Annotated in this window: 20 protein-coding genes; 13 read left to right on the forward strand and 7 right to left on the reverse strand. The window is 70.7% G+C overall.

Annotated features, from left to right (window positions below; genetic code table 11):
- Window positions 1–13 precede the first annotated feature (13 nt).
- Together CKO31_RS19170 and CKO31_RS19175 are read right to left on the reverse strand one after the other, a co-directional pair.
- Window positions 14–2,782: a hybrid sensor histidine kinase/response regulator gene (locus CKO31_RS19170; protein ID WP_200240568.1), complete on the reverse strand. Its 2,769-nt coding sequence runs from the start codon at window positions 2,780–2,782 to the stop codon at window positions 14–16.
- 388 nt (window positions 2,783–3,170) lie between these two features.
- Window positions 3,171–3,365 carry a hypothetical protein gene (locus CKO31_RS19175; protein WP_200240569.1) on the reverse strand — a complete coding sequence of 65 codons (195 nt, stop codon included), beginning with the start codon at window positions 3,363–3,365 and terminating at the stop codon, window positions 3,171–3,173.
- A gap of 270 nt (window positions 3,366–3,635) precedes the next feature.
- Here CKO31_RS19175 and CKO31_RS19180 point away from each other — a divergent pair, with 270 nt between their 5' ends.
- Both CKO31_RS19180 and CKO31_RS19185 read left to right on the forward strand, forming a co-directional pair.
- Window positions 3,636–3,830 (forward strand): hypothetical protein, encoded by a 195-nt coding sequence (locus tag CKO31_RS19180; protein ID WP_200240570.1) that lies wholly within the window; start codon window positions 3,636–3,638, stop codon window positions 3,828–3,830.
- 200 nt (window positions 3,831–4,030) lie between these two features.
- Window positions 4,031–5,398, forward strand: a complete 1,368-nt coding sequence (locus CKO31_RS19185) for a C45 family peptidase (RefSeq protein ID WP_200240571.1) — start codon at window positions 4,031–4,033, stop codon at window positions 5,396–5,398.
- On the opposite strand, the gene CKO31_RS19190 is transcribed toward CKO31_RS19185, so the two are convergent.
- From CKO31_RS19190 to CKO31_RS19200, 3 genes are all read right to left on the reverse strand, one after another.
- Window positions 5,338–6,975, reverse strand: coding sequence for an ATP-binding cassette domain-containing protein (locus CKO31_RS19190; protein ID WP_200240573.1), 1,638 nt, complete (start codon window positions 6,973–6,975; stop codon window positions 5,338–5,340). The genes CKO31_RS19185 and CKO31_RS19190 overlap by 61 nt on opposite strands.
- Window positions 6,976–7,039: 64 nt before the next feature.
- Window positions 7,040–8,770, reverse strand: a complete 1,731-nt coding sequence (locus CKO31_RS19195; protein WP_200240574.1) for an ATP-binding cassette domain-containing protein — start codon at window positions 8,768–8,770, stop codon at window positions 7,040–7,042.
- Window positions 8,771–9,341: 571 nt separating this feature from the next.
- The gene (locus CKO31_RS19200; RefSeq protein ID WP_200240575.1) at window positions 9,342–9,608 is read right to left on the reverse strand and encodes a hypothetical protein; all 267 of its coding nucleotides are present in this window, start codon (window positions 9,606–9,608) and stop codon (window positions 9,342–9,344) included.
- 411 nt (window positions 9,609–10,019) lie between these two features.
- On the opposite strand from CKO31_RS19200, the gene CKO31_RS19205 reads away from it, so the two are divergent.
- The 8 genes from CKO31_RS19205 (at window position 10,020) to CKO31_RS19240 (ending at window position 14,351) form a co-directional block, all read left to right on the forward strand.
- Complete coding sequence (locus CKO31_RS19205; protein WP_200240576.1) at window positions 10,020–11,252, forward strand: hypothetical protein; 1,233 nt, start codon at window positions 10,020–10,022, stop codon at window positions 11,250–11,252.
- Window positions 11,253–11,366: 114 nt separating this feature from the next.
- The gene (locus CKO31_RS19210; protein ID WP_200240577.1) at window positions 11,367–11,621 is read left to right on the forward strand and encodes a hypothetical protein; all 255 of its coding nucleotides are present in this window, start codon (window positions 11,367–11,369) and stop codon (window positions 11,619–11,621) included.
- Window positions 11,622–11,955: 334 nt separating this feature from the next.
- Window positions 11,956–12,093, forward strand: a complete 138-nt coding sequence (locus tag CKO31_RS19215; RefSeq protein ID WP_200240578.1) for a hypothetical protein — start codon at window positions 11,956–11,958, stop codon at window positions 12,091–12,093.
- A 198-nt stretch (window positions 12,094–12,291) separates the two neighbouring features.
- Window positions 12,292–12,792 (forward strand): ABC transporter substrate-binding protein, encoded by a 501-nt coding sequence (locus tag CKO31_RS19220; RefSeq protein ID WP_200240579.1) that lies wholly within the window; start codon window positions 12,292–12,294, stop codon window positions 12,790–12,792.
- A 17-nt stretch (window positions 12,793–12,809) separates the two neighbouring features.
- On the forward strand, window positions 12,810–13,115 hold the full coding sequence (locus tag CKO31_RS19225) for an ATP-binding protein (protein ID WP_322789184.1): 306 nt from the start codon (window positions 12,810–12,812) through the stop codon (window positions 13,113–13,115).
- The gene (locus CKO31_RS19230) at window positions 13,115–13,447 is read left to right on the forward strand and encodes a hypothetical protein (protein ID WP_200240580.1); all 333 of its coding nucleotides are present in this window, start codon (window positions 13,115–13,117) and stop codon (window positions 13,445–13,447) included. The genes CKO31_RS19225 and CKO31_RS19230 overlap by 1 nt, the downstream gene beginning before the upstream one ends.
- A gap of 46 nt (window positions 13,448–13,493) precedes the next feature.
- A complete protein-coding gene (locus CKO31_RS19235) occupies window positions 13,494–14,078 on the forward strand; it encodes a Uma2 family endonuclease (RefSeq protein WP_200240581.1) in 585 nt (194 codons plus the stop codon).
- Between the two features lie 30 nt (window positions 14,079–14,108).
- Window positions 14,109–14,351, forward strand: a complete 243-nt coding sequence (locus CKO31_RS19240) for a hypothetical protein (RefSeq protein WP_200240583.1) — start codon at window positions 14,109–14,111, stop codon at window positions 14,349–14,351.
- 92 nt (window positions 14,352–14,443) lie between these two features.
- Here the strand turns inward: CKO31_RS19240 and CKO31_RS19245 are convergent, their stop codons facing one another.
- Both CKO31_RS19245 and CKO31_RS19250 read right to left on the reverse strand, forming a co-directional pair.
- Complete coding sequence (locus tag CKO31_RS19245; RefSeq protein ID WP_200240585.1) at window positions 14,444–15,460, reverse strand: prohibitin family protein; 1,017 nt, start codon at window positions 15,458–15,460, stop codon at window positions 14,444–14,446.
- A gap of 99 nt (window positions 15,461–15,559) precedes the next feature.
- A complete protein-coding gene (locus tag CKO31_RS19250) occupies window positions 15,560–16,444 on the reverse strand; it encodes a response regulator (protein ID WP_200240587.1) in 885 nt (294 codons plus the stop codon).
- Between the two features lie 768 nt (window positions 16,445–17,212).
- On the opposite strand from CKO31_RS19250, the gene CKO31_RS19255 reads away from it, so the two are divergent.
- The 3 genes from CKO31_RS19255 to CKO31_RS19265 form a co-directional block, all read left to right on the forward strand.
- Entirely contained in the window at window positions 17,213–17,788 is a 576-nt protein-coding gene (locus tag CKO31_RS19255) for a YcjF family protein (protein ID WP_200240589.1), read from the forward strand.
- A gap of 36 nt (window positions 17,789–17,824) precedes the next feature.
- Window positions 17,825–18,487 (forward strand): prohibitin family protein, encoded by a 663-nt coding sequence (locus CKO31_RS19260; protein ID WP_200240590.1) that lies wholly within the window; start codon window positions 17,825–17,827, stop codon window positions 18,485–18,487.
- Between the two features lie 38 nt (window positions 18,488–18,525).
- A partial coding sequence (locus CKO31_RS19265; protein ID WP_200240591.1) for an ISNCY family transposase occupies window positions 18,526–19,471 on the forward strand: 946 nt, incomplete at its 3' end.

The raw sequence follows: 19,471 nt of genomic DNA on the forward strand, positions 1-19,471 counted from the left end.
GCTGGGGGCCGCGCTAGCCCGAGTCTGCCAGCAGCCGCTGCAGCGCGCCGGCCGCGGCGTCCGCGCCCGGGCCGGCGTCGATCGCGTCGAGCAGGTCGCGCAGGCGCCGCGCGAAGTCGGCACACTCCGGGAAGGCATCGCCGAGCTCTGTGCACCACTCGCGCAGGCTGGCCCAGTCGTGCTGCTCGGCGAGCTCGCGGGCGGCGTCGAGCTCCATGGGCGGCGGTCGCAGCGGTGGCTCGACGGTCGGGTCCAGTGACCCTTGCCCGGGTGCAGCCGCCTCGTCCGGTGCCGGCGATGTGCCCGCGGCTTCGGCGTCCGCCCACCGCCAGGTGAGCCCGAGGCATAGGCCGAGCGCCGCGGACAACGGCCCCTGCTCGATGGGCTTGAGCAGGAAGGCCTGGAATCCGAGCTCGACCGCGTCCCCGGGTGCCGGCAGCGGCGAGGCGGAGGCGGCGATGGCCGGCAGGTCCGGGCGGCCGAGTGCCGCGCGCAGTTGCCAGACGGCGGCGTAGCCGCAGGTGCCCGGCATGCGCAGGTCCGCGATCACCAGATCCGGCGGGTGGCGGCGTGCGGTCGCCAGCGCTGTCCCGGCGCTCTCGGCCGTGTCGACGGCGAAGCCCAGCCCGCGCAACTGCCCGGACATCAGCAGCCGATTGACCCCGCTGTCGTCGATGACCAGGACGCGCCGCCGGGGGCCGGCATAGCCGACGATGGGCGCCTGCTCCGCGGCGGGCGCGTCGCCATCCGATATCGCCGCCACCCCCTGCACCGGCAGCCGGAAGCCGAAGCGGCTGCCCTGCCCAGGCGCGCTGTCCAGCGTCAGCGCACCGCCGAGCATCTCCGCCAGCTCGCGGCAGATGGCCAGGCCCAGGCCGCTGCCGGAGGTCGTGTGGTGGGCCTGCTCGAAGGGCGCGAACAGGCGCTCGCGGTCGGCGGGGGCGATGCCGCGGCCGGTGTCCGTTACCGTGAACAACAGGACCCGGGTGTCCGTGTCGGTGGCCAACGGTGCAGTGGGGTCGAGCGCGGCGCTGAAGACCACGCGACCGGCATCGGTGTACTTGACGGCGTTGTCCAGCAGATTCTGCAGCACCTGGCGCACGCGGCGGCCATCGGTGCGCACCCGCTCCGGCAGGTCCGCGGCGATCTGCGCCTCGAAGCCCAGGCCCTTGGCCTCGGCCTGGCGGTCGGCGACGGCGGCGAGGTCCGCCAGCAGCGCTCGCAGCGCGACCTCGATGGGCACGGGGCGCAGGCGGTCGTGCTCGATACGGGCGATGTCGAGCAGGTCATCGATCAGGCGCAGCAGGTGGCGCCCGCCGCGCTGGATGAGGCCGCAGTGCGCCTGCGCCTCGGCGTCGAGCCGCGGCGAGCGCCGCAGCAGGTCCGCGCCGCCCAGCACCGCGTTCAGCGGCGTGCGCAGGTCATGGCTCATGCTGGCGAGGAACCGGGTCTTGGCACGGTTGGCAGCCTCGGCGCGGTCGCGCTGCACGGCCAGCTCGCGGGTGCGCGCATCCACCAGCTCGTGCAGCCTGGCCTCGTTGCGCTCGAGCGCCGCCTGGGCACGCTCGGCGCGCCGGCGCAGTGTGTTGACGCGGTCGGCCTGGGCGACGGAGAGCAGCAGCAGCATAAAGAGCAGTCCGCCGTAAGGCAGCACCCACACCGACGGCAGCGCGGGCAGCAGACCGAAGTTCAGCGGCATCAGCAACAGGTAGGGCAGCAGCATCGGGAACCAGCTCGCCAAGTACCAGCCCGCCGCCCGCGGCTGCCGCCGCAACGCCAGCATCCCGCTGACCATCATGACCGGGGCGGCGCTCGCACCGAGCGTGGAGTTCAGCGTATAGCCCGTCAGCGGGAGCCAAGCGGTCACCAGCGGCAGGCTCGCGGCCAGCAGCACCAGTGCGTAGTGCACCCAAACCCAGCGCGGCGCCTGTTGGCGCAGCTGCAGGAAGGCCACCGGGAACAGATAGATGCCGATCAGCGCGACCGCGGCGCCGCCGGCGATCCCGCACAGCCATGTCGGCCACAGCGGCCAGGGCAGGGTCCGCAGGAGCCCTTCCCGCTCCGCTGCCCAGATGATCACGCCGGCGATGACCCAGCAGAGCCACAGGTAGGCGGGGTCGCGCAGCTGGATCAGCAGCAGCAGGTTGTAGGCCAGCATGAACAGCAGCGCGCCGAAGAACAGCGCCAGCCAGGCATAGGCGGCGCGGTCCGCCTCGGCGAGCCGCAGGCGGTCGGTCAGCCGCAGGTCGAGCCGGCGCCCAGTGTTGCCGGTGACACGTAGGTAGACCGTCGCGGCGGCCTCGGCGGTCAACGGCAGCTCGAAGAGGAACCAGCGGTGCGAGCGGTCCCGCTGCGCCGGATCGGCAAAGCGCCCGTCGCGGCGCTGCGCGATCACTTGGCCGCGCTCGTCCAAGGCCCAGTAGGCGACCTGCGCGATGCGCGCGTCCGCGAGCACGAGCAGCAAGGCCAGCGCCTGATCGGTGGCGTTGCGCACGGCGAAGCGCGCCCAGACGGCATCACTGTCGGTGCCGAGATTGGGGATGCCGGGCGGCGCCGGCTTGAAGTCACCGGCGGTCTGCGGTGCGAGCACGTCGGCCAGGGCGAGGTCGCGCGTCGGGTCGCGCAGCAGCGCCATGTGCTCCACCTGGAGCGGCAGGTCGCCGGCACCGGTGATGACGACCTCCGGCGGGGAGGCGGCCGGCGCCGCCCGGGCCACGGCGGCCAGGATGACCAGCATCAGCAGCAGCAGGCGGCGCAGGCGGGCAGGCCAGACGCTCGGCATCGGCTCAGTCGGCATCGTCCGCGGTGGCGCCGGGATGTCCTTGCAGGCCTGCCCCTGGTACGTCCAGCGGCGATGGGTCGGGCGAGCGGTCGGCAGGCATGGTCACATATCAAGGACGGCGCGACCCGCAAGGATGACCCTAAGCCGCCGCCGGCGAGCGCCCGCACCGCTGGGGCTCGGGCCACCACAGTTAGGCGTCATGCCCGGGGGCGGCGCCGCCGGCGAGTCGGGCCGGCCAAGCGGGCGACGCCCTATGGCGACCTGGCCGATGGAGATAAGCGCCCCCGATATGCCCGATACGGAAACGGCATCTGATGGACGGCCGTTGCAATCCACGCCCGGGCGGATGCCCGCCCGTCGGACGACGAGCGAGCGGTTCGGTATGGATTTAGGCAGCGGCGGCCTCGGGGGTCTGCGCCTTCTTTCGCAGCAGCGTCTCGATGCCCCAGTAGGCGCCGGCGCCGAGCAGGGCGCCGCCGGCCAGCGACATGCTGACCGGGTGCGCCAGGACGAACGCCTTGGCGGCGGTGCCGACCGCGGCCAGGGAGCCGGGTGTGGCGGTTGTCAGGCCTTGGGTTGCCATCGTCTTGTGTCCTCACGGATTGAAGGGGACCGGCTTTGCGGTGCTCGATTCCCAGCGCGCGCCCATGCTGCTGCCGGTCGTCGATCATCAGGGCGCGTGCACCGGCGCTAGGGTGCCCATCCCTGCGCACGCGGGGCAAGCCTTGTGGGGTGTCTTGGATGCGCCGCGCTTGGCAACGGCAACGGATACTTTGCGAAACAACACCGCGACGGGGCAGGTTCGCGGATCATCCGGTTTGGGCATCCGTGGAACTGGAAACTTGGGCCTGTCATGTCCGCCACCCGCCACATCTCTGCCGCGTCGTTGCAGATCATCGCCGTCGGTGCCGCCACCGGTGCCCTGGCCGGTGCGGGCGCCGTGGCGATCTACGCCCTCCTGGGCGGCAAGGCGCTCGCGGCCGCGCCGATGGCGGCACCGGCACGGTGGATCAGCCAGGCGCGCGAGCTCTCCGGATCAGCGCCGTGAACGCATCCGACAAGCCCACCCGCGACGGCCCCCAGTCGGCGGCTTGCGATGGCCAGGCCGCCGTGCCCGTACTGCCGGGCTCGATGTCGTCACCATAGGGATACTTGGCCCGCTTCATGCCCCACCCGCCCGCCGCTTGCAGCGGCAACCGCGCCGGCGGCACCCTGCCCCGGCGACGCCGCCCCCGGATTCGGGGCCTGTTGTGCCCTCTCCATTGGGTGCTCGTGGCGCTGGCCTGGACCGGCATCGCCGTTGCCGCGCCCGCGCCGGACGCCCGGCTGCCGGTGCTGTCGGTCGCCACCGACGGGCTGACGCCGGCGGAGATCGGCGCCCGGCTCGGGGCGGTGGCGAAGGCCGCGTTCCCGGACCTGGAGGCGCGCTGGGACACCGCCCTGGCGTCGCTGCTGGAGCCGGCACAGCTGCCGGCGCTGATGGCGGATGTGGTGGCGCCGCTGCGTGCGGAGGGCGTCGACGCGGCGACCCGCGCCGAAGTAACCGGCTTTGCCGGCGCCCTCGACCTGGTGGGCCGCACCCGCCTCGGCGATGGGCACCTGTCCCTGGACGAGCTCTGGCTGGTGCAGTTCCTGCCCGATCTGGTGCCGCTGGCGGCGGGCTCGGCCCTGGCCCTGCACGGGCGCGGCCCGGGGGATGCGCCGGTGCTGCTGGGGCGCAACCTGGACCTGCCGGCGTCCGCGGCGCTGCGTAGACTACAGGCCATCACCCGCTGGCAGGGGGCGCGGCGCACGCTCGTGAGCGCCGGGCTTGCCGGCTATCTGGGGGTGCTGAACGGCTTCAACGAGCATGGCCTGTACGCGGCGCTGCTCGCCGGTCCGAAGCGTCCCGCGGTGCGTGCCGCGGACGCTGGCGAGCGCGCCATCGGCTTTGCCGTGCGTACGGCGCTGGCCAGCCGGGACAGCGCCGTGGGCGCCGCGGGGATGCTGCGGCGGGAGGCATTCGTCGGCAGCCACAGCGTGCTGCTGGGGGACGCCGGCGAGGCGCTGGTGCTGGAGCTGCCGGCCGGGAAACCGGCGGTGCTGCGCCGCGATGACAGCGCGACGCGCCCGGAGATGCCCTGGGGGCAGCCGGGCCGGCTCGCGGTAGTCAACTGCCTGGTGGCCGCGGACAGCGGCGGGGGCTGTGCCGACCTCGGCGACCGCTTCCGCTGGCAGCGCCTGCGTCGGTTGGCTGGTGGCGGTGGGCAGGCGAGGCAGGCAGGCACCGAGGTGATGCTGCCCGGGGACCTCGGGCAGAACCTGCTCGATCGCCTCCCCCGCGGCTATGGCGTCTTCAATGCCGCCACCGTCCAGTCGGTGATCTTCGAGCCCGCGAGCGGCGATCTGCTGCTCTATGCCGCGCACCCCGACCAGGCGCATCCAGCCGAGCCGCTGATGCAGCGCTACGTGGGACTGGCGCGGACCGTGGGCAGGAGCAGCGGGCACCCGGGCGGCTGGGTCTGGGTGCTGGCGGCGCTGCTGCTCGCCGGCGCCGCCGCCGCGCTCTGGCGCTTCTATCCGGCCCGCTCCACCAAGCGCCCGTCGGAGACGGCCAGCACCCGGTCGGCGACGTAAAACCAGTGATCGTCGTGGGTGACGCAGATGACGGTCAGGCCATCGGCCTTCAGCGCCGGCAGCACGTCTTCGTAGAAGTGTCGGCGAAAGTCCGGGTCCTGGTCCGCGGCGAGCTCGTCGAGCACCAGGATGGGCCGTTCTTTCAGCAGCGCGGCGAGCAGGGCGATGCGCTTCTTCTGCCCGGTGGACAGCGCGAGGTTGCTGAAGCCCTGCGCGGTGTAGCGGGTCTTCTCGGCCAGCCCCAGCTCGGCCAGGCCGCGGTTCACGTCCGCCGGATCGATCTCCGGCCGGCCATACAGGCGCTCGAACAAGTGTGAGTCCGTGAAGACGGTGGCGAAGCGGGTCCGGTAGCCCGGGCGCGTGTCGTCGTCGATTGCCTGCCCGTCCAGCAGCACGCGCCCGGCCTGCGGCCGATAGAGTCCGGTGAGCAGCTTCAGGAGCGTCGACTTGCCGCTGCCGTTGCCGCCGACGATAAAGACCAGCTCGCCCCGGCACAGGGTCAGGTCCAGTGGGCCGACCGCGAAGGCGTCGGTGCCGCCATCGGCATACCGAAAGCCGACGCCGTCCAGGACGATGCGCTCGAAGGCCGGCCGGCCTTCGATGAACGTGGCGCCGGGCGTGAGGCCGTCGGCCGCGGCCACGGCCTTGTCCACCCGTACCTCCAGGTCATAGAGCGCGCCCACCGCGGCGTCCACCTTGGCCATCATCGGCAGCGCGCTCGCCAGGGTCAGCATCGGGTCGGTCAAGAACAGGGTCGTGGCGGTGACGGTCAGCACCGTTTCCGCCGACGCCGGCACCAGCGCCGGCACCAGGAAGACCACCAGGGCCAGCACCAGATAGCCGGCGCCCCGGGTGAGCAGGATTTCGCGCATCTGACGCCGGTTGGAGGCGCGGCGCACCGCCTCGGTCTGCCGGCACAGCCCGGCCAGCTCCGCGGCCACGCCGTCGCCGACGCGGCGGTCCGCCATGACCTCCTTGAAGCCCGCGAGCTGCCCCGCCATCCGGTCCGCGAAGCGCGCGTCGGCGGCGTCGGCACGGGACAGCTCCCCGGCCGTGATGCGGAAGTGGCTCACCAGAAAGGGCAGCAGGACGCCGAGCACCAACAGCAGCGTCAGCGCGCTCGCCGGCGACACCCAAAACAGATAGGCGAGTGCGCAGGCGAGCATCAGCACGGACTTGGCGCCCCGCACCAGCAGCAGCACGCCCTGGGAGAGCATGCCCGCGTCCCGCAGCAGCGGGTCGAAGGCGGCGAGACCGCCCTGCCCTTCGACAAAGCGAAGACCGCAGCGACGGACCTTCTCGGCGACCCGCAGGCGCACCCGGCGCAGGCTGGTCTCCACGGCGCGCACCGACTCGGTTGCCGCATAGCGCTGGGCGCCGTTGTTGATGGACCAGGCGAGCAGGAACAGCGCCGGCGTCTCCAGCCCGAGCTGGCCCGCGGCGATGCGGTCGGCGGAGGCGTTGACCACCATCATCATCAGCGTGACCGCGGCGCCGGCGAGCCCGGCCATCGCGACGATCTGCCCGCGCGGGGCATCGCTCTCCCGCGCGAAGAGCCGGACGATGCTCAGCGCCATGGCGCCTGCCCGAAGCTGATGTCCGATGCGACCGAGACGTAGAAGCGCTCGCCGCGCGCGGCGCTCATGCCCCGTCTCCAGGGCTGCCGCCGTGGCCCTGCTCAAGCAAGCGCCCATCGCGCATGCGGAGTACGCGGTCGGCGACGTGGAAATAGTGGTCGTCGTGGGTGACGCAGACCAGGGTCAAGCCTTGTTCCTTGAGCGCGGGGAGCATCTCCTCGTAGAAGCGGCGGCGGAACGGCGGGTCCTGGTCCGCGGCGAGCTCGTCGAGCACCAGGATCGGCCGCTCCTTGCCCAGCGCCGCGAGCAGGGCGATGCGCTTGCGCTGCCCGGTGGACAGCGCCAGGTCGGTGAAGCCGCCTGCGGTATAGCGGGTCTTTCCGGCGAGGCCCAGCTCGGCGAGCCGCTCGTTCACCGCCGCCGGGTCGACGTCCGGCTGCCCGTGGAGGCGCTCGAACAGGTGGAAGTCCGTGAACACCGTCGCGAACAGGGTGCGATAGGCCGGGCGCGCGTCATCGGCAATCGCCTTGCCATCCAGCAGCACGCGTCCGGCGGCGGGGCGGTAGAGCCCGGTGAGCAGCTTCAGCAGTGTCGACTTGCCGCTGCCGTTGCCGCCGACGATGAACACCAGCTCGCCGCGGCGCAGCGTCAGGTCCAGCGGCCCCACGGCAAACGCGGTCTGCTTGTCCCCCAGGGATGCCTCGCCGATTGCCGCGTCGGCGAGGTCGTAGTGGAAGCCGACCCCGGCGAGCTCGATGCGCTCGAAGCCGCGCGGCCCGACGGCCGGCGGCAGATCATCCGCCGCGGCGGACGCATGGTCGAGACGGGCCTCCAGCGCATAGAGGTCGCTGACCGCGGCGTCGAAGCGTCCGAGCACGGGGATCGCGGCGGCCAGCTCGCCGACGGGCCCGAACAGGAACAGCACGGCCGTGGCCAGCTCGTGGCTCATGCCGCCGTCCTGGCCCAGGGTCAGGGGCACCGCGAACATGACGGCGAACATCAGCAGCGACAGCATGGAGCTGGCGAAGTTGATGTCGCGCACATGCCGCTCGGTGGCCGCGAGCTTGGCATCCAGCGACTCCCGGGAGATACGACCCAGGTCCGCGAGGAGCCCGTCGCTCAGGCGGCGGTCCATCACCACGTCCGAAAACCCGCTGACCAGCTCCCCGAAGCGGTGGAAGAAGCGCCCCTCGACGGCGGCTGCCCGTTGCAGCAGTGACCGGGTGCCCTCGTAGCCGGCGCCCAGTACCGGCAACGTCACCGCCAGGATGGCGACGATGGCCACCAGACTGGCCGGCGACAGCAGCGCCAGGTAGATGCAGACGAACGCCAGCACCGACAGCGCCTGCGCCGCGAGCACCAGCAGCACGGTGCCCTGGGAGATGACGCCGATCCTGGTCAGCGGCGCATAGGCATCGATGCCGCCCTGCGCCTCGACGACGCGCAGGCTGCTGCGGCGCAGCTTCTCGGCAACACGGATCTTGATGCCGGCAATGGCGCCCTCCACGGCGTCGCTGGAGCGGCTCAATACCAGCCACTGTGCCGCCGCCGAGGCCGCGAAGACGCCGCCGAACGCCAGCGCCAGCAGCCAGCGCTCCTCGCCCGCGTAGATGCCCTCGGCGGCGAGGTTGATCAGCGCCAGCAGCAGCGCCTCGCCGAGACCAGCCAGCAGGATCGCGAGCCCGATCAGCACCCAGCGCGCGTCCACCTCGTCAGCGAGGAAGCGATACAGGTGGCGTCCGGAGCGCTGGCGCGTCGAATCGCCACGCCGGCGGTGCTGCGGCTGGTTGCTCATGGCGCGGATTGTCGCCGCCTTGCCTGCGCCGGGTAAATGTCAGCGCGGGATGAGATCTGCCCGGCGCGACGATAGGACTCGCCAGCACAAGACCGAGGCTTGGCGAAGAGTTTTCCTGCTCTGCGGAGTCGCATTCCTGATCCGCCATCCCGCTGATGGGCTGCGCTCGCTGCACGCGCGGCTGCCGGACTTCCCCTGGAAGAGACCGGCTATGTCCTGCCCTTTGGGCGCTGTTGCTGGAACGGTTCGGGGGCTCGCGGGGCACGGTGCTGGTCGCCGACCCCGGCGGCAAGGACGTGTTCATCTGAAGCCCGGGCGACGGCGCCGAGCCCGGCATGAAGGTCAAACAGCCGGCGTAGGACCTTGGAGCCGCTCAGGGCGCCGGCTCTTGCCATCGCGGCATCAGCACCATGAGTAACGCCTCTGGGACGCCGCGGGATAAAGCCGTCCATTGCGCGCCGGCACCCCCATCAAAGCGGGATGTCCGCCAGAGGATTCAAGTGCCGCACCCCGGGAAAACGCTTCAAGTCGTTGTCGGCCGAGTAGATGACGGCACCCTGCTCGATGAGCATCATCGACTTTGGTCCGACTTCTCGGCAATGGCCTCGTCCTCCAGGGCGTCGGCGAGTGCCCGCGCCTTCACCAGGTCGAACGCCGCCCGCGGTTTCCCGAGGGAGTGGGGCTCGAGCCGACAGCGAGCGGGCTGGGGTCGATCAAGTGCCGACAGCCCCGCGCGCAGTGCCTGCTCCACCACCTGTCGAAAGGGCTGTCCGGAAGCACGGACGCGCTGCTTCAGGTCGTCGAGGAGTTGGTCTTCAATGGTCGATGTGGTGCGCATCTTGATGACTTCAGTGTCGCTGTCACGATGTCCGCCGTAACATAGCGCAAGCCCGTTGCAGGGTGTCTCGTTTCGCTCGACTCGATAGGGGCAGCCGCACGCAGCCGGGCGTTGGGCGCGAGCACCCCATGGCGGCAGTGGCGATCCCTCCGGGGCGGCGGCACGGCGGCACGGCGGGCGGACAGACCGGCGGCGTGGCGATGCAGCCCGAGGATCCGGGGCTTGGCTGTGGCCGGTGCCTTCGGGCTAAGCTTGCCGACATCGATGCACTTGCCGCTTCCTGCGAGGCCGATGTCTCCGCGCCCAGACCAGCCAAGCCCGGGCGAGCCCGGCGCCCCGAGCCCGAGCCCGACCTCGCCGAGCCCCAAGGGCAGTTGCTCCGATGACAAGCACTCGGCGTCGGAGCGCGCCGTGCCAGCCAGCCCGCTGTCGGTGACCAGCGTCTATCTGCCGACGGTCGCCGCCTGCGCCGAGGCCCTGAGCGCGATCACGGCCAAGGCGCAAGCGGCGCACGCGCAGGGGGTGGAAGTCCCGAGCGACCACTACGAAGCCCTGCTGGCATCGCCGAAGGTTGCCGGCATGGCGCCAATGGACGAGCAGGGCTCCACCAATGCGCGCCGGCGCTGGCTCTGCCGCGGCACCCTGACCTACGCTCAGGCGCTGGCGGTGGCCCGCGGCGGCCGGGTGCTCGGTGTCCGGGCCCTGCCCGAAACCGGGCAAGTCACCACCGACTGTCCCTGCGGACTCGGCTTCGCCGTCGGCTACGCCCGTGCCCGCTGGGCCGGGGCCGATGACGACAAGGCCATTGCGCAGGCGCTGGCCTGGCAGCTCGCGACCGACGACGAGCGCCACCAAGCGGGGGTCGGCGGGCTGATCGCCGCGCGCCTGCGCGGGGATGCGGGCAAGGCGTCAACCCTCAGCAGCGCCGCTGCCGGCATCGCGCAGTCGCCGGCGGGACGCTCCACGATGGACGCCGCCCTGGGCGCTGCCAGGTCACTGACCGGCAGGGCCGGAAGCGCCCTCGCCGGCGCCCCGATGCGGGCCAACCCCGTGGTCTCGACGCTGACGGCCGTCGTGAATCTGGACCTCTACCGCGCCGCGCTGGCGCGCAGCATCTCCTGGCGGCAGTTCACGAAGAACCTGGTGGTGAAGACCTCCGGCGCCGTCACCGCCGCCGGCGGCTGGGTGACCGGTGCGGCGGCCGGCTCGGTGGTGGGCGGCCCCATCGGCGCCCTGATCTGCGGTCTGCTCGGTGCCGCCGGCGGCGGCACGGCCGGCGCGTCCGCCGCCAAGCAGGTCGCGGACCGGATCGTGCCGGAAGATGCACAACGGTTGCTGGCCATCGTGCGCGGGGTCAGCGAGGCAGCGGCCTGGGAGCATCTGCTGGTGGATGCGGAAGTGGAGACGCTGGCCGCGCGCCTGACGGAGCGGGTCACGCCCGCTTGGCTGCGCCGGCTCTATCGCGCGGGACGCGAAGACGATGGCGGCACCTGGCAGGAGACATGGGTGCGGGCGCACGCTGCACGCGAAGTGCGGCAGCTATGTCAGGACATCGTCGCGCAACGCACGCCCATCGAGCCGCCGTCGATGGAGCGGGTGGAAGCGATTCTGGCTCATATCGACGCCACCGCCGATCCGGCGTAGTCGCCCACGCTGTGGCCCGGATCATGCCGGCACTGCGCCGGCAATGGCGATTTGCATGTACGAAGCGCATGCAATACCTGGTGTCCGATCACAGCCCCTTCCCGAGGTGATGCGATGGCCAGGCTCACGGTGCGTCAAATTGATCGAGCCGACAAGGAATGGCTCCAGAACGAGGCCGCGCGACAGCAGCTCTCGATGGAGGAACTGGTTCGGCGCTTGATTCATGTGAAACGGCAACAGTCGATGGAGAAAAGCAGCCCGTCGGACATCGTGCGGCGTCATTTTGGGCCCCAAGGGGGAATCGATTTGGGCGAGCGCCGGAGATTCGGCTTCGATATGCCCACTTTTCCGGAAGCGGATGCGCCATGAGTGGCGATGCTTACCTGCTGGATACCAATGTAGTCTCCGAGCGGAGTTTCGCAACTGCGGACTGACGCTGATAAACCCCTGGGGTCATGATGAATAGGACGGCAACGGCCGGCCTCTTGCAATCATCCTTCGGAACAAGATTGCCGCTCTGATTGTCGCCCGCGGCTGCGACGATCTGTTTGCACCGAGGGGCTGGCACTCGAGGGCAACCAAGACACGCTGGCAGCGGCGGTCGAGCAGGCCTTCATCGACGCCGACGCCAAGCGCAAGCCGTCCTGGCTCACATCGACGCCGCCGCCCGTCAGGCGTCGTCACCAACGCGGAGGCCCGGACCATGAGCCCATCGCATCGGCAATGGCGCGAGCAGGGCGGGCGATGGATGCGGCGCCCGCATCGGCCGGCCCCGCGGCAGGCCAAGCTCGCCGCGCTGCTGCTCGTCAGGGCGACCTGGACCTGCGCACCGGGCACCTAGGCCGCGGACGGGCCGGATGCCACCGCGTCGAGCGCACCAGCAGCCGCAACCCAGGCCCGATCGCCCGCCGCTGCCGATTCGATCGGCAACGCCGCCGCGGCAGCCGCCGCCCGCCGCGACCCCGCACTGCTGCGAGTCGCGCTGCTGTACGGGCCGCCGACGCTGAATACGATCTTCGCCGCCGCACCGTCAACGACCGTGCCCGGCGCGCAGCTGTTCGCGAGCCTGTTCCGGCTCGACGCCGCCGGCGAGCCGCAGCCCTACCTGGCCCGGCGCTGGTCCTTCTCGCCCGGGCGCGACACGCTGCCCGTCCATCTGGCGCCCGACGCGCTGTTTCACGACGGTACGCCAATCACGTCGATGGATGTCGCCTTCTCGATCCTGGCCACCCGCGACCACCACGGCTTCAACACCATGCTCGAGGCGGTGGAGCGGGTGGACACCCCGGACCCGCTCACCGCCGTCATCCGCCTGCGCCATCCGCACCCGGCCCTGTTCAAGGCCCTGGCGGTGCCCTTGACGCCGATCCTGCCCGCGCACGTCTACGGCGACGGCACGCCGCTTCGCGAGCACCCGGCCAACTGGCGCCCGGGGGGCTCCGGCCCGTTCCGCTTCAAGTCCCTTGAGCCCGGCGCGGACATCGAGCTGACCCGCTTCGCCGACGGCTCGACCCGCTGCGGCTGCGCCAGGTCCTGCTAAACCTGGTCGGCAATGCGATCAAGTACACCGAGCGCGGCGCCGTGCGCCTACACGCCGAGACCCTGCACGACGCCGACGGCAGGCCGCGACTGCGCCTGTGCGTCGAGGACACGGACCCGGGCATTCCGGCCCGGGCGCAGGAGCGGTTGTTCCAGCCCGCCGGACCTGGTGCTGATGGACCTCGCAATGCCCGGCTGGTGCGGCTATGCCGGCGCCCATGCCGTGCCCGTCGCCACCGACCGGCCCGACCTGCCGGTGGTCGTCGTCTCGGCGACGCCGCTGTCCGACGACGACGCGCGCGCTGGGCTTCGTCGCGGCGCTGATGAAGCCCGTGGAGACCGCGGCGCTGGTGGAGGCCATCGGCAAGGTCCTGGGCCTGGAGTGGGCCACGTCACCTCCGCCGTCGAGCGACCGGTCCGCCGCCGATGCCGGTGATCGCAGGCAACCGGACCGGCCGGCGCAGACCCCGGCACAGCGCGGGCTCGCGGAGGCCGCGTGGGCGATGCCGCCGCCCGCAGAGGCCATGCTGCACGTCCCGATCCGCAGCAAGATGATCGAGGCCCGGCTCAGCGCTCAGCCGGAGCCGCCACAAGCCGAGCCGCCTGAGGCTGCGCTCGCCGCGCCGCCCGGGGCGTTGCCGCGGCGACCATGCTAGGCTTGTAGGCGAGCTGACCGACGCCGCACCAGCGAGCCGAAATACCATGTCCGACCAAACACTTGCCCCGTCCCAGGCCCGGCACCAGCGGGCGCCGACGGCCGCCGGGCGCGCGGCATCCGATGACGCTGATCTGCGGCCACCGTCCGCGGCCGGTCGCCGCGTCTCGGAGGCCGCCTTTTGGCGCGACTACTATGGCCAATCGGATATCTGCTACGAGTGGAACAACGGCGTACTGGAGGAGAAGCCGGTGTCGAGCCAGGAGACCTTTCTGATTTATGCCTGGCTGCGGCGGCTGTTGGAGACCTTCCTGACCAGTCATCCCATCGCCGCGCTCACCGGCCTGGACATGGGTTTTCGCCTGGCCCTGCCCACCGGCACCGTCATCCGCCGCCCCGATATGGCCGTGGTGCACAACACCAACCCCACACCGCTGCTCCTCAAGCAGAATGCCTACCAGGGCATCTACGACCTCTGCATCGAGGCCCTGTCCGACCGCCGGCAGGCCGACATCGACCGCGACAGCGAGCAGAAGAAGCGCGAATATGCCGAAGGCGGCGTCCCCGAATACTACATCCTGTACGCCGACCCCGGACTGCGGGGCTTCTACCGCCGCGATGCCGCGTCCTGACTCTACCGGCCGATACCCGAACACGACGGCGTGATTGCGTCGAGCATCCTGCCCGGCTTTCGCTTCCGGCTCGCCGATCTGCTGCGCCGCCCGGAAGACGAGGCGCTGCTCGATGATCCGGTCTATGCCGACTTCGTGCTGCCCGGGTGGCAGCGGGACCGGGCGCGGGCCGAGGCCGAGCGCCGCCGAGCCGAGGCCGCTGCGCGGCGGGCCGAGGCCATGGCCGCGCGGCTCCGTGAGCTCGGCATCGAGCCGGACGACATCCGTGACTGAGGCCGATATCGAGTCCCGCGTGATGGCACGGCCGCCTGCGGCGGTGGGGGTATAACCCGAGGATAACGGCGTGCTGTTGCCCAGCCGGAAGATCAGCGCGCGTTCGGATCGCTCGGGTCGTCGAGTCCCTCCAGCAGCCCGGACGGCGCCGCATCGACATCGGCCTCGGCGTCGTCGCCGGCGGGTCGATCAGGCGCCATGCCGGAGGGCGGGCGCCGCGCGCCCTGGTCGTTCATGAAGATCGGCAGCGCCAGGTCGCCGCCGGCGCCGATGACGACGGTTTTGCCGTTGGCGGACGCCGCGAGCTCGCGCGTGGCGCGGATGCCCTGGTAGTCCAGCAGGTCGTCGCTGAGGGTTTCGTCGACAATGCGCTGGTAGTCGGCGATGCCGCCGGCCTCGATGCGCTTGCGCTCGGCCTCACGCTCGGCGGTTTGCTGGCGGAAGACATAGGACTGGAGCAACTGCTGCTGCGTGATCTTGTCCTCGATGGCGGCACGGATGGACTCCGGCAGCTGGATGCGGCGGATGATGATGTCCTCGACGGCGACGAAGTTGCGCCCGATCTCCTCCATGGCCGCGAGCATGGCGCGGGTGAGCAGACCGCCCTCGTTGGTATAGATAGCCTCGGCGCTGGCGTCGCCGAGCTGCTTGCGGAGCACGGATTCCGTCTGCGGCACCACCACACGGGTCAGGTACTCGGGGCCGACGCGCTCGTGCAGCATGCCGAGCAGGTCGTATTCGGGCTGGTAGCGGATGGCGAGGTCCAGGGTGAGGGTGAGCCCCTCGTTGGAGAGCACGTCCAGGCTGTGTCGCGTGACCTGCTTGCGCACCTCGTAGTACGTCATCTCGTCCAGGGGGCTGATGATGTGCAGCCCCTCGTCGAACACTTTGGATACCTGGGTGCCGGTGAAGCGGTTCCAGAGCACGCCCGCTTCACCGGCCTGGATGCGGATGAAGATCCGGTCCGCGAACAGGATCACGAGCAGCAGCAGCAGCTGCAGCGCGATGGACACGAACGGCATCCGCGGTGCGAGCCACCGGCGCCAGCCGGTGCGGGCGGCCTCGTCGTGTGAGCGCTCGGTGTCTGCGGCGTCGGCGTCCGCGCTCATTGCGCCCGGCATTGCATCAGGGGCTGCTGAAGCATCGGGGCGCGGTGCCTCGGCGTCGGCTCGGGCGCTGGATCGGCCCCGGCGCTTCGGTTGCAGTCATCATGCGTGGCTTGTGGGCGGCGACCAGTCATCGGCTGATGGCGCAGATTTGCTCGCTGCTGGCGCCGCCTGTTCACGTGCTGGCGGCGCCTGCTCACCTGCTGGCGGCGCCTGGAGCCGCTGCCGCAGCGCGGTGGGGGTGAGGCCCCAGTGGTCCTTCACGGCTCGGGTGAGGTCACTGGTGCCGCGATATCCGACCTCCAGCGCGATGCTCTTGATCGGCAGCTGCGTCTCGACCAGCAGCTCGCGTGCGCGCTGCAGCCGCGACTCGCGCACGAAGCCATAGACAGTCGTGCCGAACAGGGTCCGGAAGCCCTTGGACAGCCGCGGTTGATTGGTGCCGACCAGGCGCGCCAACTCCGTCAGGGAAGGCGGATCCGCGAGCCGTTCGCGCAGGAGCTGCCGCGCGCGCAGCAACAGCGCCACATCTGCCCGTGCCCCGGTTTCGCCGCAAGGCGCCAGCGCAACAGGCTCATCCAAGGGGCCGAAGCGCTGCTCGTAGCTGCGCAGCTTCGCGGACAGGGCCTGGCGCAGCCGGCTCTGATGCAGTTGGACGGTGACCCGCGCGTGCAACTCTGCCTCCACCACGGGCTTCACCAGATAATCGGCAGCACCGAGCTCGAAGCAACGAACCTTGCGCTCGGTGTCGCGATGGCCGGTCAGCATCACCACCGGAATCCTCTCAGTGGCGGGCGCCTGTTTCAGGCGCCGCAGCACCTCGGGGCCATCAAGGCCGGGCAGGGAGATGTCCAGCAAGATCAAGTCCGGCCGCTGCTCGTGGGCGGCGGCCAGGGCGTCGGCGCCATTCACTGCTGTGCTGACGGCGAAATCGTAGTCACGCAGGTGGGCGATCACCAGCTCGACGCCGTCGGGCTCGTCGTCCACCACCAAGAGATGGGCCGGCCCTTCCGGCCGCACCAGACAGGGCCTTGCTGCGGCGTCGGGCGCGGGGCCGGAGAGGTAGCCCGCGCCGGTAAGCACTGGGTCGGCCTTACGGGCGGCGCGTCGCTCCGCGACGTGCGCTGTAGTGGGAGTCATCATGCGTCGCCTCTGTACGTCAGTTCTGCGCTGAGCCGTGGGTGGCGCCCCGGCCCCGGCCAGCCCACTCGCGAGCCGTTACCGGACGCTGGGTTTCCTGACGTAGGGCTTCAGGGCGGGCGCCTCCCGCGCGGGGCCGTTTCGGCCGGGCCAGTCGCGTCGGCGGCGGTGCCGGTCACCCGCGCCGCCAAGATGGTCGCCCGCTGGTGCACGCGTATCTCTTCTGCTACAGCCGTAGTATGGGGGATCAGCAGAGGCCTCAGCGTCAGCTAAACACCGACTCCGACCGCACCGGCTTGCGCACGCCAAAGATTCCGTTGCGCCTGGCAAGCGGGCGCTGCCGAACAGCGCAGCAGGCATGCTCGAGTAAATTTATAAGATCCTGATAGCAGGAATGTTTTTGAGATCAAAGACGCCCAGGCAGCGCTGCGTGTGCGATCTATGGAATACGCCGCTGCATTGTGGGAGCCTGAGTGGTCGCTTACAGTTTGCCGCCTGGGTGCCGGGCTTGGCCAAGGCAGCGCGGCTGCCATAACCCGGCATGACAGCGGCCTGCGATCGCGGATCATGCCCGCCTGGTGCTGCGGGGCCGGCTGCTGCACAGGAGCTCAGCAGATGAACGATGACCAAGCGTCGGCAGGGCTGCACGCCGCCGACGAGCCGGTGGACGTGGTGCGGGAGATCGCCGCCGCCGACGCGGCGACGCGGCGCCGGCAGGCCGATGTGCAGATCAAGAATCATGTGCTGATCGCCACGACCCTGGGCCTGGTACCGCTGCCCGTGTTTGACCTGGCCCTGCTGGTGGGCAACCAGGTGGCCATCGTGCACGGTCTGTCCAGGCTCTACGGCGTGCCCTTCGACCAGCTCCGCACCCGCGCGCTGATCGCGTCATTGCTGGCGGGCAGCGCGCCGGTGCTGTCCGTCGTGAGCCTGAGCGCCGGCGTCAAGCTGATGCCGGGCATCGGCACGCTGCTCGGCAGCGGCAGTGTGGCGGTGGCCGGCGGGGCGATCACCTATGCGCTGGGCCAGGTCTTCCAGCAGCACTTCGCGGGCGGCGGCAACCTGTTCGATGTAGATCTCGGGGCCATGCGCCGACGCTTCACGCGCACGGTCAAGGAAGGCAAGGCCGCTGCGGCGAGCGCGCAGGCCGACACCGCAGGCACCGCAGGCACCGCAGCGGGCGAGCCATGACGGGCGTGCCGCGCCTCCACGCAGGCTGACAGGCCAATGACGCAAGCAGAGACAACAGCCCAAGCAGACGCAGCGCCCGGCAGCGCCGACGACACGCGCGGCCCGCTCGCACGCTGGCTGCGCCGGCGCTTGCCGGTGCTGCTGGTGGTCGCGCTGCTGGTGGTGCTGGTCTCGGCGCTGCTCTGGCGGCGGATCTTCATTTCCATCCAGCCCGGCGAGACCGGCGTGCTGTATCGCTTTTTCACCGGCACCGTGACCGAGCGGGTCTATCCGGAAGGGCTGCACATCATTCCGCCCTGGGACACCATGGTGCCCTACGAGACCCGCCGTCAGGTGGCCATGCACGCATTCGACGTCCTCTCGGTGCGCGGCCTGGCGGTGCACCTGGAGCTGGCCATCCGCTATCAGCCGCAGGTGGCGCAGCTCGGGCTGCTGCACCAGCGCATCGGTCCGGACTATGCCGACCGGGTGGTGGTACCGCAGACCGAGTCCGTGCTGCGCCGGGAGCTCTCCCGGTTCTCGGCGGAGCAGATCTACACCAACGAGAACGGCCTCCTCGGGGCCGCGGTGCTGCTGGCCCGCGACGAGGTGGGCCGCAACTTCGTCGACGCCGAGGACATCGTCATTCGCAGCATCCGGCTGCCCGAGCGGGTCAAGGCGGCTATCGAGGACGCAGCAGTTCCAAATTTAAAAGCATGATGTTATGAAGGACTCTTCACAAGTTACTGGAGAGTCCGATGGTCCTGAGGCCCAAGCCCGAGCCCAAGCCGGAGTCCAAGCCCGAGCCCACTACGCAGCGGTTCACGGCGGCAACGGTGGTGACGAGGATCCGCCGAGCGCTGGACGAGCTGCCGGACGCGCGCAAGGGCGGCAACAACCAGCGTTACGCGATGGGCGACGCGGGCCTGAGCGCGTTCTCGGTGTTCTTCACGCAGAGTCCGTCGTTCCTCGATTTCCAGGTGCGGATGCAGAAGGCGCGCGGTCGCAACAACGCCAACGCATTGTTCGGCGTGCACAAGATCCCCTGCACGCAGCAGATCTGCAACTTGCTCGATCCCGTTGCGCCGGAGCAGTTGGCACCGGTGTTCATGGATCTCGTCGACAATCTGGTGGCAAGCGGCGAGCTGGCCGCCCATCGCGCGCTCGACGATCGCTTACTGGTGGCGCTCGACGGCACTGAGCACCACTGCTCGGAGGCGATTCACTGTCCACAGTGCTCCACGCGAACCTTGGGCAATGGGAAGACGCAGTACTACCACACGGCGCTCACGCCGGTGGTCCTCGCCCCGGGCCAGGCAACGGTGCTGCCTCTCGCGCCGGCGTTCGTCGTGCCGCAGGACGGGCAGGCCAAGCAGGACTGCGAGCTCAATGCCGGCACCCGTTGGCTGCAACGCTGGGGCGGGCAACTGGCGGCGTGGCGCACGACGGTGCTCGGCGACGATCTGTACTGCCATCAGCCGTTCTGCGAGCAGGTGCTGGCGCAGGGTTGCGACTTCGTCTTCGTCTGCCTGCCCGGCTCGCATGCGCTGCTCTACGAGTGGATCGCGGATTTCGAGCGCACCGCCGAGGTGCCGACGTTGGTACGCACCCGCTGGACCGGCAAGCAGCGCCTCACCGACACCTATCGGTGGCTCAACGACCTGCCGTTGCGCGATGGCGAGGAGGCCCTGCACGTTGGCTGGT

It is taken from the genome of Thiohalocapsa halophila (genome assembly GCF_016583825.1).
In the GTDB taxonomy this organism is placed as follows: domain Bacteria; phylum Pseudomonadota; class Gammaproteobacteria; order Chromatiales; family Chromatiaceae; genus Thiohalocapsa; species Thiohalocapsa halophila.

Coding starts and splice junctions, on each gene's coding strand:
- CKO31_RS19180 (WP_200240570.1), top strand. CDS start 3,636: ATGTCCGCCACCCGCCACATCTCTGCCGCGTCGTTGCAGATCATCGCC.
- CKO31_RS19175 (WP_200240569.1), bottom strand. CDS start 3,365: ATGGCAACCCAAGGCCTGACAACCGCCACACCCGGCTCCCTGGCCGCG.
- CKO31_RS19255 (WP_200240589.1), top strand. CDS start 17,213: ATGAACGATGACCAAGCGTCGGCAGGGCTGCACGCCGCCGACGAGCCG.
- CKO31_RS19230 (WP_200240580.1), top strand. CDS start 13,115: ATGAAGCCCGTGGAGACCGCGGCGCTGGTGGAGGCCATCGGCAAGGTC.
- CKO31_RS19195 (WP_200240574.1), bottom strand. CDS start 8,770: ATGAGCAACCAGCCGCAGCACCGCCGGCGTGGCGATTCGACGCGCCAG.
- CKO31_RS19200 (WP_200240575.1), bottom strand. CDS start 9,608: ATGCGCACCACATCGACCATTGAAGACCAACTCCTCGACGACCTGAAG.
- CKO31_RS19210 (WP_200240577.1), top strand. CDS start 11,367: ATGGCCAGGCTCACGGTGCGTCAAATTGATCGAGCCGACAAGGAATGG.
- CKO31_RS19235 (WP_200240581.1), top strand. CDS start 13,494: ATGTCCGACCAAACACTTGCCCCGTCCCAGGCCCGGCACCAGCGGGCG.
- CKO31_RS19170 (WP_200240568.1), bottom strand. CDS start 2,782: ATGCCGAGCGTCTGGCCTGCCCGCCTGCGCCGCCTGCTGCTGCTGATG.
- CKO31_RS19260 (WP_200240590.1), top strand. CDS start 17,825: ATGACGCAAGCAGAGACAACAGCCCAAGCAGACGCAGCGCCCGGCAGC.
- CKO31_RS19245 (WP_200240585.1), bottom strand. CDS start 15,460: ATGAGCGCGGACGCCGACGCCGCAGACACCGAGCGCTCACACGACGAG.
- CKO31_RS19215 (WP_200240578.1), top strand. CDS start 11,956: ATGAGCCCATCGCATCGGCAATGGCGCGAGCAGGGCGGGCGATGGATG.
- CKO31_RS19190 (WP_200240573.1), bottom strand. CDS start 6,975: ATGGCGCTGAGCATCGTCCGGCTCTTCGCGCGGGAGAGCGATGCCCCG.